Below are 14,467 nucleotides of genomic sequence, written 5' to 3'. Positions count from 1 at the left end.
TGGTGGATGGGGTGTGGGTTGTTGTTTGAGAACTGCATAGTGGACGCGAGCATCTTATTTTTTTTGTTGCTGCATCGTTGATCGCACTGTTCCCCCTGGGGTGGTGTGAGAGGTGTGGTGATGCCGAGAATGACATCTTAGTTAGATATTGCTCATTTGAGGACTTTCATTGTGTGTGAAAGTTTCCAAGGGCGCATGGTGGATGCCTTGGCAACAGGAGCCGAAGAAGGACGTGGGAATCTGCGATAAGCCTGGTGGAGTCGATAACCGGACGTTGAGACCAGGATTTCCGAATGGGGAAACCCCGCACGACGTGTCGTGTGACCCCCGGTTGAACACATAGACCGGGTGGAGGGAACGTGGGGAAGTGAAACATCTCAGTACCCACAGGAAGAGAAAACAAAAGTGATTCCGTTAGTAGTGGCGAGCGAACGCGGATGGGGCTAAACCGTATGTGTGTGATACCCGGCAGGGGTTGCATGTGCGGTGTTGTGGGCCCCTCCTTGTCATGTCTGCCGGCATGGCGCAGTGAGGTGCGGGCATATAGACGAACCAGTGTGGATGCTGGACCGTAGAGGGTGAGAGTCCCGTAGTCGAAATGTGTTCCGCCGCTGTTGGAGGGTTGCCCGAGTAGCACGGGGCCCGAGGAATCCCGTGTGAATCTGCCAGGACCACCTGGTAAGCCTGAATACTACCTGTTGACCGATAGCGGATCAGTACCGTGAGGGAATGGTGAAAAGTACCCCGGGAGGGGAGTGAAATAGTACCTGAAACCATGTGCCTACAAACCGTTGGAGCCTTCTTGTGGGGTGACAGCGTGCCTTTTGAAGAATGAGCCTGCGAGTTAGTGATACGTGGCGAGGTTAACCCGTGTGGGGAAGCCGTAGCGAAAGCGAGTCTGAATAGGGCGATTGAGTCGCGTGTCCTAGACCCGAAGCGGAGTGATCTACCCATGGCCAGGTTGAAGCGCGTGTAAGAGCGCGTGGAGGACCGAACCCACTTCAGTTGAAAATGGAGGGGATGAGCTGTGGGTAGGGGTGAAAGGCCAATCAAACTCCGTGATAGCTGGTTCTCCCCGAAATGCATTTAGGTGCAGCGTCACGTGTTTCTTCCCGGAGGTAGAGCTACTGGATGGACGATGGGCCCTACAAGGTTACTGACTTCAGCCAAACTCCGAATGCCGGGAAGTGAGAGCGTGGCAGTGAGACTGTGGGGGATAAGCTTCATAGTCGAGAGGGAAACAGCCCAGACCACCGGTTAAGGCCCCTAAGCGTGTGCTAAGTGGGAAAGGATGTGGAGTTGCTGAGACAACCAGGAGGTTGGCTTAGAAGCAGCCACCCTTGAAAGAGTGCGTAATAGCTCACTGGTCAAGTGATTCCGCGCCGACAATGTAGCGGGGCTCAAGTACACCGCCGAAACCGTGGCATTCAGTTTTGCTGGATGGGTAGGGGAGCGTCGTTCACGAGGTGAAGCCAGCGGGTAACTTCTGGTGGATTGTGGACGAGTGAGAATGCAGGCATGAGTAGCGAAAGACGGGTGAGAAACCCGTCCGCCGGATGACTAAGGGTTCCAGGGTCAAGCTAATCTGCCCTGGGTAAGTCGGGACCTAAGGCGAGGCCGACAGGCGTAGTCGATGGACAACGGGTTGATATTCCCGTACCAGTGAAGAACCGTCCATGTTGAGCCGGTGATACTAACCGCCCGAACCATCCCGAACCCCGTCTTTGACGGGGTCGGTGATGGGGAGCGCGGGACCTGAACCGGGGAGGCAAGCGCATTAACAGGTGTGACGCAGGAAGGTAGCCGGGCCGGGCAATGGAAATGACCTGGTCTAAGGGTGTAGGGCTGCCGGTAGGTAAATCCGCCGGCTGTATGCCTGAGACCTGATGGGCGCCCACATGGTGGGTGATCCGGTGATCCTATGCTGCCTAGAAAAGCATCGGCGCGAGGTTCAAACTGCCCGTACCCTAAACCGACACAGGTGGTCAGGTAGAGAATACTAAGGCGATCGAGAGAATCATGGTTAAGGAACTCGGCAAAATGCCCCCGTAACTTCGGGAGAAGGGGGGCCCCAACCTTGAGCACCACGTGCTGGTGTGAGGGGATCGGGGCCGCAGAGACCAGGGGGAAGCGACTGTTTATCAAAAACACAGGTCCATGCGAAGTCGTAAGACGATGTATATGGACTGACTCCTGCCCGGTGCTGGAAGGTTAAGGGGACCCGTTAGCTTCGGCGAAGCGGAGAACTTAAGCCCCAGTAAACGGCGGTGGTAACTATAACCATCCTAAGGTAGCGAAATTCCTTGTCGGGTAAGTTCCGACCTGCACGAATGGAGTAACGACTTCCCCGCTGTCTCAACCATGAACTCGGCGAAATTGCATTACGAGTAAAGATGCTCGTTACGCGCAGAAGGACGGAAAGACCCCGTGACCTTTACTATAGTTTGGTATTGGTATTCGGTGTGACTTGTGTAGGATAGGTGGGAGACTGTGAAGCGGGCACGCCAGTGTTCGTGGAGTCGCCGTTGAAATACCACTCTGGTCACTCTGGATATCTAACTTCGGCCCGTGATCCGGGTCAGGGACAGTGCCTGATGGGTAGTTTAACTGGGGCGGTTGCCTCCTAAAATGTAACGGAGGCGCCCAAAGGTTCCCTCAGCCTGGTTGGCAATCAGGTGTCGAGTGCAAGTGCACAAGGGAGCTTGACTGTGAGAGTGGCAGCTCGAGCAGGGACGAAAGTCGGGACTAGTGATCCGGCGGCTCGTTGTGGAACGGCCGTCGCTCAACGGATAAAAGGTACCTCGGGGATAACAGGCTGATCTTGCCCAAGAGTCCATATCGACGGCATGGTTTGGCACCTCGATGTCGGCTCGTCGCATCCTGGGGCTGGAGTAGGTCCCAAGGGTTGGGCTGTTCGCCCATTAAAGCGGTACGCGAGCTGGGTTCAGAACGTCGTGAGACAGTTCGGTCCCTATCCTCTGCGCGCGTTGGAAATTTGAGAAGGTCTGTCCTTAGTACGAGAGGACCGGGACGGACGAACCTCTGGTATGTCAGTTGTACCGCCAGGTGCATGGCTGATTAGCTACGTTCGGGATGGATAACCGCTGAAAGCATCTAAGCGGGAAGCCGGCTTCGAGATGAGATTTCCTTGCCCCTTTGAGGGTGTGAGGCCCCCAGCTAGAACACTGGGTTGATAGGCTGGATGTGGAAGCGAGGACTGAAGACTCGTGAAGCTGACCAGTACTAATAGGCCGATGACTTACACACACTCTTATTCCATTGCTTGCTTCAAGGTGATGGGTTGGTGTTCGCGTCCACTGTGCGGTTGTCTGATTGCAACCGGCTGTCCATGTGTTGGTGGATGGTTGGGGTGTTTCAGTTGAATAGTGTCACTGTTGTGTGACCCGTAGGTTTCCCTGCTGTTGCCCGTGTTGAGGGTGGTGGTGTGGGGTTAGGGTTACGGCGGTCATAGCGTGGGGGAAACGCCCGGTTCCATTCCGAACCCGGAAGCTAAGGCCCACAGCGCCGATGGTACTGCAACCGGGAGGTTGTGGGAGAGTAGGTCGCCGCCGGACATTTTTTGAGGGAGGGCCTCGCACTGTTGGTGCGAGGCCCTTCCCGCATTTCTGGACTGTTTCTCCGAGAGGACGGTCCGCCACAGGCTCCGGGCACTAGCCTGGTCTCCTGAGGACCCGGCCGTGAGGCCGGCGCATGAGGAACAGAGACTGCGTTCCCGCGGATCATCGCGGCGTGACGCCCAGGAAGGACACCATGGCTGAGGACACCCCCCGAGAGCGCCGCGAGGACCGCGGATCCGAGGGCCGCGGGCCCCGTGGTGGCGGTGATGGCCGGCGTCGTGGCGGTGACCGCGACGGACGTCCTCGCAGCGGTGCCGGTGACCGGCGCCGCTCCGGCGGGCCTCACGAGGACCGGCGGCGCGGCCCGGGCCAGGATGGCGGGCGGCCCGAGCGCCGCGGTGCGCCGACGGGCCCTCGTCGCGAGGACCGCGCCGAACGACCCGCGCACAATCCCGGTGACCTCCGAGCGGCGAATCGTGCGGACCAGGAGCGCTCCCCGGACATCGACCCGGACGTGACGGGCAAGGAGCTCGACCGCGGCACGCTCAAGGAGATCAACGGCCTTGACGAGCGTGCTGCCAGCTGGGTCGCCAAGCACCTGGTGATGGCCGGTCGCTACCTGGACGTCGACCCGACGCTGGCGTTCCAGCACGCCCTCGCCGCGTCCCGCAAGGGCGGCCGCCTGTCACGCGTGCGCGAGGCCGTCGCGCTCACCGCCTACGCGGCGGGGGAGTACGCCGACGCGTTGCGCGAGTTCCGCACCTACCGGCGCATGACGGGCGACGACACCCACATCGCCGCGCAGGTGGACAGCGAGCGTGCCCTCGGCCGCACGGAGAAGGCCCTGCAGCTGGCCGCCGAGGTGGATGCCTCGCGTCTGGACCGCGCGGCGCGGGCCGAGCTGGCCATGGTCGTCTCCGGCATCCGCGAGGACGCCGGCGACCTCCAGGGTGCCCATGAGGCCCTGCAGATCCCGGAACTGGACCGTCGGCGCGGCTACCCCTTCTCTCCCCGGCTGTTCCAGCGCCAGGCCGACGTGCTGCTCGCCCTGGGGCGCCGCGACGAGGCTCGGCTGTGGGCGCGTGCCGTGCGCGTCGCGGAGAAGGCCCTCGGCGTGGGCGGGTTCGCGGACCCAGAGATCATCGACGTGGACACCGAGCCGGTCGAGGACCCCCGGAACCGCCGCCCGTCCCCCCGCGAACGGCGCCACGAGCGGTATGCGGCCGAGGCCGGTGCGGAGCCGACGGCGGACGGATCCCCGGCCGAGGAGCCGGAGGCCGCCGCGGAGCCGACCTTGGTGCCCCGACAAGAGGCCGTCGCGGAGCCGCCGGCCGCCGTCGACACGCCGGACGAGGTCGACCCGAACCAGCTGTCGCTGTTCGACGACCTCGAGGCCCCGGAGGCAGACGAGCGGTGAGCACCACGTTCTTCGACGGTCACGACGGGCTGCTGTGCGACCTGGACGGCGTCGTGTACGCCGGAGACGGTGCGATCGCCGGGGCGGTCGAGACGCTGTCGACGCTGCAGGAACGCGGCGTGCCGGTCGGGTTCGTGACGAACAACGCCTCTCGCGCGCCGGAGTCCGTGGCCGAGCATCTCCGCACGCTCGGGGTGCCCGCGGAGGCGGGGCAGGTCTTCGGCTCCGCACCGGCGGGCGTCGACCTGCTCGAGGAGACGCTCGGCCGCCGGACCGGCCGGGTGCTCGTGGTCGGCTCGGCGTACCTGCGCGCCGTGGTCGAGGAGCGGGGCTACGAGGTGGTCGCGTCCGCGGCGCAGTGTCCCGACGCGGTGATCCAGGGCTTCGACCCCGGTCTCGGCTGGGCCGATCTGGCGGAGGCCGCGTACGCCGTGCGCGCCGGGGCCACCTGGGTCGCCACCAACCTGGACACCTCGATCCCGCGCGCGGAGGGGATCGCCCCCGGCAACGGGGCCCTCGTCGAGGCGGTGGGCCGGGCCACCGGCACCGCGCCCGTCGCGGCGGGCAAGCCCGAGCCACGACTGTTCCGGACGGCGGCCGACGCCCTCGGCCTGGCCCGTCCCCTCGTGGTCGGCGACCGCCTGGACACGGACATCCGCGGCGGCAACGCGGCGGGGTTCGACACGGTGCTCGTCCTGACCGGCATCGACACGCGCGAGACCGCGGCCGCCGCCCCCGGGCCAGACCGGCCGACGTGGGTCCGTGCGCACCTGCCCGCTCTGCTCGCCGGCGGGGCCGAGGCCTCCGCGGACCCACGGCGTGGCTGAGACCGCACGCGCCGACGTCGCCCTGGCCGCTCGGGGCCTGGCACGCTCCCGCACGGAGGGCGCGGCGCTCATCCGCGCGGGACAGGTGCTCCTCGACGGCCGCCCGGTGCGCCGGCCCGCCGACCGCGTGGCCGCCGACGCCACCCTGCGCCTGCGCGACCCGGGCCCGCGGTACGTCTCCCGTGCGGCCCACAAGCTCGTCAGCGCACTCGAGGCATTCCCGGACGTGGGCGTGGCCGGCCGCCGAGCGCTCGACGCCGGGGCCTCCACCGGCGGATTCACCCAGGTCCTCCTCGAGCGGGGCGCCGAACGGGTGGCCGCCGTCGACGTGGGCCACAACCAGCTGGCCCCGCCCGTCCGGGCCAACCCCCGCGTCCTCGTGCGCGAGGGGCTCAACATCCGCGACCTCACGGCCGAGGACATCGACGGTCCGGTGGACCTGGTGGTCTCCGACCTGTCCTTCATCTCGCTGCGCCTCGTCCTCGCCCCGCTCGCGAGCGTGTGCCGACCCGGCGCCGAGCTACTGCTCATGGTCAAGCCCCAGTTCGAGGTCGGGCGGCGCGCCCTGCCGCGCTCCGGTGTCGTGACCGATCCCGACGCCCGCCGCCACGCCGTCGTGGGTGTGACCGCGGCCGCGCTGGGCGCCGGCCTCGCACCGCGCGGCCTCGCCCGATCCGGCCTGGCCGGACAGGACGGGAACGCCGAGTTCTTCCTGCGGCTCCGCCGTCCCGACGCCACCGCGGCCGACAACCCGGCAGGCGGGACGAGCCCGGCCCCGCCCGCCGGCGAGCGCGCCGCCGGGTGGGTCCGGGGCGCCCACATCGACTGGTCCTGACCCCCGACCGGGGGACACCGCCCGTCCACGGGCGCGGGGCCACCGGTTCGCGTGTCCGGTCTCGTGGCTATCCTGGAGCGCAGTGCCCGGCACCCCGGCTCGCGGAAGGAACCATGCCCTACACCCCCGGACGTCGCATCCTCGTCCTGACCCACACGGGCCGCGAGGACGCCATCAGCGCGGCGCTGCAGGCCACCCGCATGTTCGCGGAGGAGGGCCTGGTCACCGTCATGCTCGAACAGGACGTGGCCGCCATCCGCGCGGCCGCGGGGGACCCCCCGGAGTTCGCGCCGGAGACCCTCGGGGTCGACTGCGAGCTCGAGGACATCACCCTCGGCCTCGTCCTCGGCGGCGACGGCTCGGTGCTGCGGGCGGCCGACTTCGTCCGCGGCTACAACGTGCCGCTGCTGGCGGTGAACCTGGGCCACGTCGGCTTCCTCGCCGAGTCCGAGCGCACCGACCTGCACCGCACCGTCCAGGCGATCGCCTCGGAGTCCTACGTGGTGATCGAGCGCATGGCCCTGGACGTCGTCGTGCACGTGGAGGGCCGCGAGGTGGCCCGCACGTGGGCCCTCAACGAGGCCTCCGTGGAGAAGTCCCACCGGGAGCGGATGCTCGAGGTGGTCGTCTCCGTGGACAACTCGCCGCTGACGTCCTTCGGCTGCGACGGCGTCGTGCTGGCCACCCCCACCGGCTCCACGGCCTACGCCTTCTCCGCCGGGGGCCCCGTGGTGTGGCCCTCCGTGGAGGCCCTGCTGTGCGTGCCCATCAGCGCCCACGCACTGTTCACCCGCCCCCTCGTGGTGGGTCCGCGCTCCACGATCGGTGTGGACGTGCTCACCCGCACCCGCGAGACCGGTGTGCTGTGGTGTGACGGCCGGCGCACCGTCGAACTGCCACCGCAGGCCCGGGTCGAGGTGTCCCGGTCGGCAGAGCCGGTGCGCCTGGCCCGTCTTAACCCGACTCCCTTCGCGGAACGGCTGGTGCGCAAGTTCCGGCTGCCCACGGACGGCTGGCGCGGCCCCGTCACCGCCCAAGAGCGGGCGGGCGTGCTCCACGAGGTGGAGACCGTCGAGCCGCGGCACGCGGGGCCGCGTCCCGACGTCGTCGAACCGGCCACCATGCCGCTGTCGGTGCCCTCGCCCGCGGACATCCAACGCCACCGCGACCGCGGGGCGCGTCACCCCGGGGAGGACGCATGATCGACCATCTGAGGATCTCGGGGCTCGGCGTGATCGGCGAGGCCACCGTGGACCTGGACCCCGGCTTCACCGTCGTCACCGGTGAGACCGGCGCCGGCAAGACCATGGTGGTCACCGCCCTGGGCCTGCTGCTCGGTGCTCGCGCCGACGCGGGCGCGGTCCGCCGGGGCTCGTCCCGAGCCGTCGTGGACGCCGGCGTGCGCGTGACCGCGGACCACGCGGCGCTCCGCCTGGCTCAGGAGGCCGGCGCGGTCGTGGACGAGGGCGACAACGGCACCCACGACCTGGTCCTCAGCCGCAGCGTCACGGCGTCGGGGGACGGCACACGCTCCCGTGCCACGGCCGGCGGCCGTTCCGTGCCCGTGGGCCTGCTCTCCGAGATCGGGGCCACGCTCGTGGCCGTGCACGGGCAGAACGACCAGGTCCGCCTCCAGGGCGCCGACGCCCAGCGGCACGCCCTCGATGCGTTCGGCGGCGCCGAGCTCGCCGCGGCCCTGCGCGCCTACCGCGCGGACCACGCCGCCTGGACCGCCGCGCGTCGGGAGCGCGAGGAGCTCACCGCCCACCGCCAGGAGCGGGCCCGCGAGGCCGAGGCACTGCAGCGCTCGCTCGAGGAGATCGACCTCGCCGAGCCGCAGGAGGGGGAGGACGAGGAGCTGCGGGCTCTCATCCGTCGGCTCGAGGACGTCGAGGAGCTGCGCGCCGCCTCGGGGGAGGCGCACGCCCGACTGGCCGGCCCCGACGTGGACGCGATGGACGAGACCCCCGGCGCCGTCAGCCTTGTGGAGGCGGCGCGGCAGGCCGTGCTCGCCGCCCCCGGCGACGACCCCGACCTCGCCGCCGCGGCCGCACGCCTGGCCGAGGCCGCCGTCGTGCTCACGGACATCGCCGGCGACCTGGCCCGCTACACCGCCGACCTGGACGCCGACGCGGCCTCCGACCTCGACGCGGCCCAGTCGCGGCTGGCCGAGCTCACGCGACTGCAGCGGCTCTACGGGCCGGAGCTCGCCGACGTGATCGACTGGGCCCGGACCCAACGTCCGCGCCTGGACGAGCTGCAGGGCGACTCCGGCCGCCTCGAGGAGCTCGAGGCGGAGGTCGACCGGCTGGACGCCGCGCTGCGCGAGCGGGCCGCGACCCTCACCGCCCTGCGCACCGCGGCCGCCGAGCGGCTCGAGACCGCGGTGACCGAGGAACTGCACGCCCTGTTCATGCCGGACGCCTCGTTCCACGTGGGACTGACGCCGGTCGCCGGGGACGGTCTCGGCCCGTACGGCGCTGAGGACGTCACGCTCGCCCTGCGCCCCCACGCGGGCGTCGAGCCCCGGCCCCTGGGCCGCGGCGCCTCCGGCGGCGAGCTCTCCCGCGTGATGCTCGCCCTCGAGGTGGTCCTGGCCGCCACGGACCCGGTGCCCACCTTCGTGTTCGACGAGGTCGACGCCGGCGTGGGCGGTGAGGCCGCCGTGCGGATCGGGGCCCGCCTGGCCCGGCTCGCCCGCCACGTGCAGGTCATCGCCGTGACCCACCTGCCCCAGGTCGCCGCCTACGCGGACCGGCACGTGCGGGTGGAGAAGAACTCGGACCCGGCCGCGGGTGTGACCACCTCCGACGTCGTGACGCTGACGGCCGACGAGCGGGTCGAGGAGCTCGCCCGCATGCTCGCCGGCCACGGGGACTCCGCGGCGGCCCGCGAGCACGCCCGGGAACTGCTCGAGTCCTCCGCCCGCGAACGCGGCTGACCCGGTCCGCGGACGCCGCCCCGACATGAGAGGATCGCCCCATGCCTGAGATTTCCGCGTCCGCGGGACGCTCGCCCCTGCGCGACCTGCACGTCCCCCGCCCGGTGAAGAAGTCGAAGACCGTGTACGAGGGCCGCGTGTGGGACATCGCCCGCGAGTCGTTCCGCCTGGACCCGGCGGACAAGTCCCGGGAACCGCTGACCCGAGAGCTGATGGTGCATCCGGGCGCCGTGGCGATCCTCGCGGTCCGCACCAAGCTCACCACCACCGGCCCCCGCGAGCAGGTGGCCCTCGTCCGCCAGTACCGCCACCCCGTGGGCATGGAGCTGTGGGAGATCCCGGCGGGCCTGCGGGACGTGGACGGGGAGGACCTCCACCAGGTCGCCGTCCGTGAGCTGGCCGAGGAGGCCGACCTGCGCGCCCGCGAGTGGCACACCCTCGTCGACTACTACACGACCCCGGGCGGCTCCAGCGAGGCGATCCGCGTGTTCCTGGCCCGTCAGATCGAAGAGATCCCCGACGGCGAGCGGCACACCCGGCAGGACGAGGAGGCCGCCATGCCGCTCGTGTGGGTCGGCGTCGACGAGGTGACCGACGCCGTCCTGGACGGCCGGGTGCACAACCCATCCACCGTCGTCGCCGTGCTGGCCCTGGGCGCCCACCGGGCCCAGGGCTGGCGACGCCTGCGTCCCGTGGACGCGCCGTTCGTCCCCGACCGGCAGGCCCCGGGGGCGGACTGGTCCGCGTGAGCCCGCACGCGCCGCAGACCTCGGCGCTCGCGGCACCCTTCCGCCGGCACCTGGACCATCTCGCCGTCGAGCGGGGCCTGGCCGAGAACACCCTGGCCGCCTATCGGCGCGACCTGGCCCGCTACCGTCGCTGGCTCGAGGCGGCCGGGGTGCGCGCCCCCGGGGACGTCGACCCCGGCCACGTGGCCGGCTTCCTGCAGGCCCTCGCCACGGGCGACGACGGCGGCCGCCCGCTCGCCGTCCGCTCGGCCGCCCGCGTGCTCGCCGCGGTGCGCGGGCTGCACCGGTTCTGGGCCCTCGAGGGACTCACGCCCGCCGACCCCGCCCGCGACGTCCACCCGCCGAAGCCGGGCGACCGCCTGCCGAAGGCGCTCCCCGTGGAGCAGGTGACGGCGCTGCTGGAGGCCGTGCCCGTCGACACCCCCGCCGGACTGCGGGACCGCGCGCTGCTCGAGTTCCTCTACGGCACCGGCGCCCGCATCTCCGAGGTGGTCGGCCTCGACGTCGACGACGTGGTGGGGCTCGCGCAGACCGGGGACGACGGCGGCCAGCCCGTGGTCCGCCTGTTCGGCAAGGGGTCCAAGGAGCGCGTGGTGCCGATCGGCTCCTACGCGGCCGCCGCGCTCGACGCATGGCTGGTGCGGGGACGGCCCACGATCATGACGGGAGTCACACGCTCCACGCCCGCCCTGTTCGTCAACGCCCGCGGGGGCCGGCTCTCCCGGCAGTCCGCGTGGGCCGTGCTGAAGCGGGCGGCCGAGCGCGCCGGCCTCGAGGCGGACGTCTCGCCCCACACCCTGCGCCACTGCTTCGCCACGCACCTGCTGGCCGGCGGCGCGGACGTCCGCGTGGTCCAGGAGCTGCTCGGGCACGCGTCCGTGACCACCACGCAGGTGTACACCCTCGTCACCGTGGACTCCCTGCGCGAGGTCTACTCCGCCGCGCATCCGCGCGCGCGCTGAGCCCCGCACCTGATACGCTCAAAATCCGTGGTGAAACGAACTACTCGTACTCAGACGTCCACGCGCGTCACCCGTCACGTGTTCGTGACCGGCGGTGTCGCCTCCTCCCTCGGCAAGGGGCTCACGGCCTCCTCGCTCGGCCACCTGCTCAAGGCGCGCGGGCTCAGGGTGGTGATGCAGAAGCTCGACCCCTACCTCAACGTGGACCCGGGCACCATGAACCCGTTCCAGCACGGCGAGGTGTTCGTCACCGAGGACGGCGCCGAGACGGACCTGGACATCGGCCACTACGAGCGCTTCCTCGACGAGGACCTCGACGGCCTGGACAACGTGACCACCGGCCAGGTGTACTCCACCGTGATCGCCCGCGAGCGCCGCGGCGAGTACCTCGGGGACACCGTCCAGGTCATCCCGCACATCACCGACGAGATCTGCCGCCGGATGCGCCTGCCCGCGGAGCCCCGCGGCGACCGCCCCGCCCCGGACGTGATCATCACGGAGATCGGCGGCACCGTCGGCGACATCGAGTCGCAGCCCTTCCTCGAGGCCGCCCGCCAGGTCCGCCAGGACGTCGGCCGCGACGACGTCTTCTTCCTGCACGTCTCCCTCGTGCCGTACATCGGCCCCTCGCAGGAGCTCAAGACCAAGCCCACACAGCACTCCGTGGCCGCCCTGCGCTCGATCGGCATCCAGCCGGACGCGATCGTGCTGCGCTCGGACCGGGCCGTCCCCGACGATGTCCGCGGCAAGATCGCCCGCATGTGCGACGTCCCGCAGGACGCCGTCGTCAACTGCGCCGACGCCCCCTCCATCTACGACATCCCCCGCGTCATCCACGACCAGGGCCTCGACGCCCACGTGGTGCAGTCCCTGGACCTGAAGTTCAAGGACGTGGACTGGACCGCGTGGGATGCCCTCATGGACGCCGTGCACCACCCGGAGCACGAGCTCACGGTGGCGCTCGTGGGCAAGTACGTGGACCTGCCGGACGCCTACCTGTCCGTCACCGAGGCGCTGCGCGCCGGTGGCTTCGCCCACCGGGCCAAGGTGGGCATCCGCTGGGTGGCCGCGGACGAGTGCGCCACCCCCGAGGGCGCGGCGGTGGCGCTCGCGGACGTCGACGCCGTGTGTGTGCCCGGCGGCTTCGGCGTGCGCGGGCTCGAGGGCAAGCTCGGCGCGCTGCGGCACGCCCGCGAGCAGCGGATCCCGACGCTGGGTCTGTGCCTGGGCCTGCAGTCCATGGTCATCGAGTACGCCCGCAACGTCCTCGGCCTGGAGGACGCGGACTCCACCGAGTTCGACCCGGAGACCGCCTCGCCCGTGATCGCCACCATGGCCGAGCAGGAGCAGATCGTGGCCGGCGAGGGGGACCTCGGCGGCACCATGCGCCTGGGCGCCTTCCCCGCGACCCTGCGCCCGGGCTCCGTGGTGGCCGAGGCCTACGGCACCACCGAGGTGACCGAGCGCCACCGCCACCGCTACGAGGTGAACAACGCCTACCGCGACCGCCTCGAGGAGGCCGGTCTCGCGATCTGCGGCACCTCCCCGGACGGCGCCCTCGTGGAGTTCGTGGAGCTGCCCCGGGACGTGCACCCGTACTACGTGTCCACGCAGGCCCACCCGGAGTTCTCCTCCCGGCCGACCCGCCCGCACCCGCTGTTCGCCGGCCTCGTCGCCGCCGGCCTGGCCCGCCGCGCCGACGCGGCGGCCCGGCGCTGAGGGGCCGACGACCGGCCCGACACAGTGGTCACGACACGCCGTCGCCGCGCCCGGCACGCGGCGTGTCGTGACCACTCTGCGAGGGCGTCGCACCGATGACGACACGACGACGGCGGGCCGCCCCACCCGGGGCGACCCGCCGTCGTCGTGCACGCGGCACCGCGCCGCGAGCGAATGGGGCGACGTGTCGGAGGTGATCTGCGTCTACACCTCCGACAAGTCGCCCCGACCGCCCCTCACGAGGCTCAGCCCGCCGGCAGCTCCCGCTGCTCGGGGCCGTCGTAGGCCGAGAGCGGGCGGATCAGCGCGTTCGCGGCGCGCTGCTCCATGATGTGGGCGGTCCAGCCGGTGATGCGCGAGGCGATGAAGATCGGCGTGAACAGCTCGGTGTCGAAGCCCATGAGGTGATACGTCGGGCCGGCGGGGTAGTCGAGGTTCGGCTTGATCTGCTTGGCCTCGTCCATGGCCTGCTCCAGACCGTCGTACAGGCCGAGCATCTCCTCGCGGCCGTAGTGCTCGATCATCCGGTCCAGTGCGGCCTTCATGGTGGGCACGCGGGAGTCCCCGTTCTTGTAGACGCGGTGGCCGAAGCCCATGACCTTCTTCTTCTGGGCCAGGGCGTCCTCCATCCACGCCTTCGCTCGGGCGGCGGCGTCCTCACGGGACTCCTCCTTCCGGATGCCGATCTCGTCGAAGGTGTGCATCACGGCCTCGTTGGCGCCGCCGTGCAGCGGGCCCTTGAGCGCGCCGATCGCACCGGTCACGGCCGAGTGCAGGTCGGAGAGCGTCGAGGTGATCACGCGCGCGGTGAAGGTCGAGGCGTTGAACGAGTGCTCGGCGTACAGCACCATCGAGACGCGGAACGCGTCCACGACCTCCGGGGCGGCCTCCTCGCCGAACGTCATCCAGAGGAAGTTCTGCGAGTAGTCCAGGTCCTCGCGCGGCTCCACCACGTCCTGGCCGCGGCGGCGGCGCTGGTCGTAGGCGACGACGGCCGGGAACGCCGCGAACAGGGCCTGGGCCTTCTCCAGCTCGGCCTCGGGGGAGGAGTCCTCCGCCTTCGGGTGGTTCGCGCCGAGCACGGACACGGCGGTGCGGCCGACGTCCATGGGGTGGCAGTCGGTGGGCAGCAGGTCGATGGCCTGCTTCACCTTCGGGTCGAGGGCACGGTGGGCGCGCTCGAAGCGCTCGAACGCGGCCAGCTCCTCGTCCGTGGGCAGCTCGCCCGTCCAGAGCAGCAGCGCGACGGCCTCGAACGAAAGCTGCGCGGCCAGGTCCTGCACGGGGTAGCCGCGATACAGCAGGGAGTTCGTCTCCGGGTTGACCTTGGAGATCGCCGTGGTGTCCACGACGACGCCGGCCAGGCCCTTCTTGATCTCGGTCTCGGTCATGGTGTCCCTCCTCGGGGAGTGGGGCCCGCCCGCGCACGGGCGGGCCCG

The 14,467-nt window shown here is 69.8% G+C and carries 9 protein-coding genes and 2 rRNA genes; 10 read left to right on the top strand and 1 reads right to left on the bottom strand.

Translation table 11 applies throughout. The annotated features are described in order from the left end of the window. Positions 1-175: 175 nt before the first annotated feature. The 10 genes from AC0VX0_RS07215 to AC0VX0_RS07170 all read left to right on the top strand — a co-directional run bounded on the left by AC0VX0_RS07215 (position 176) and on the right by AC0VX0_RS07170 (position 13,028). Positions 176-3,267: ribosomal RNA gene (locus tag AC0VX0_RS07215) — 23S ribosomal RNA — on the top strand. Positions 3,268-3,458: 191 nt separating this feature from the next. Continuing rightward, positions 3,459-3,575: ribosomal RNA gene (rrf, locus tag AC0VX0_RS07210) — 5S ribosomal RNA — on the top strand. A 196-nt stretch (positions 3,576-3,771) separates the two neighbouring features. Further along, positions 3,772-4,995, top strand: a complete 1,224-nt coding sequence (locus tag AC0VX0_RS07205) for a hypothetical protein (protein ID WP_136940160.1) — start codon at positions 3,772-3,774, stop codon at positions 4,993-4,995. Then, entirely contained in the window at positions 4,992-5,822 is an 831-nt protein-coding gene (locus tag AC0VX0_RS07200; RefSeq protein WP_078025588.1) for an HAD-IIA family hydrolase, read from the top strand. The genes AC0VX0_RS07205 and AC0VX0_RS07200 overlap by 4 nt, the downstream gene beginning before the upstream one ends. Continuing rightward, positions 5,815-6,657 carry a TlyA family RNA methyltransferase gene (locus tag AC0VX0_RS07195; RefSeq protein ID WP_475451455.1) on the top strand — a complete coding sequence of 281 codons (843 nt, stop codon included), beginning with the start codon at positions 5,815-5,817 and terminating at the stop codon, positions 6,655-6,657. Before AC0VX0_RS07200 ends, AC0VX0_RS07195 begins: the two co-directional genes overlap by 8 nt. 113 nt (positions 6,658-6,770) lie before the next feature. Beyond that, positions 6,771-7,859, top strand: coding sequence for an NAD kinase (locus tag AC0VX0_RS07190; RefSeq protein WP_078025590.1), 1,089 nt, complete (start codon positions 6,771-6,773; stop codon positions 7,857-7,859). Then, positions 7,856-9,598 (top strand): DNA repair protein RecN, encoded by a 1,743-nt coding sequence (gene recN / locus AC0VX0_RS07185; RefSeq protein ID WP_036338142.1) that lies wholly within the window; start codon positions 7,856-7,858, stop codon positions 9,596-9,598. Before AC0VX0_RS07190 ends, recN begins: the two co-directional genes overlap by 4 nt. Before the next feature lie 41 nt (positions 9,599-9,639). Further along, on the top strand, positions 9,640-10,347 hold the full coding sequence (locus AC0VX0_RS07180; RefSeq protein ID WP_336638783.1) for an NUDIX hydrolase: 708 nt from the start codon (positions 9,640-9,642) through the stop codon (positions 10,345-10,347). Beyond that, positions 10,344-11,309, top strand: a complete 966-nt coding sequence (xerD, locus tag AC0VX0_RS07175) for a site-specific tyrosine recombinase XerD (protein WP_063189197.1) — start codon at positions 10,344-10,346, stop codon at positions 11,307-11,309. Before AC0VX0_RS07180 ends, xerD begins: the two co-directional genes overlap by 4 nt. Positions 11,310-11,318: 9 nt before the next feature. Then, positions 11,319-13,028 carry a CTP synthase gene (locus AC0VX0_RS07170; RefSeq protein WP_113914473.1) on the top strand — a complete coding sequence of 570 codons (1,710 nt, stop codon included), beginning with the start codon at positions 11,319-11,321 and terminating at the stop codon, positions 13,026-13,028. Between the two features lie 245 nt (positions 13,029-13,273). Here the strand turns inward: AC0VX0_RS07170 and AC0VX0_RS07165 are convergent, their stop codons facing one another. Further along, positions 13,274-14,419 carry a bifunctional 2-methylcitrate synthase/citrate synthase gene (locus AC0VX0_RS07165; protein WP_063189202.1) on the bottom strand — a complete coding sequence of 382 codons (1,146 nt, stop codon included), beginning with the start codon at positions 14,417-14,419 and terminating at the stop codon, positions 13,274-13,276. Between the last annotated feature and the right edge of the window lie 48 nt (positions 14,420-14,467).

The organism is Micrococcus sp. iso_26 (assembly GCF_056172975.1).
This window is presented reverse-complemented; position numbering and strand designations above follow the sequence as displayed.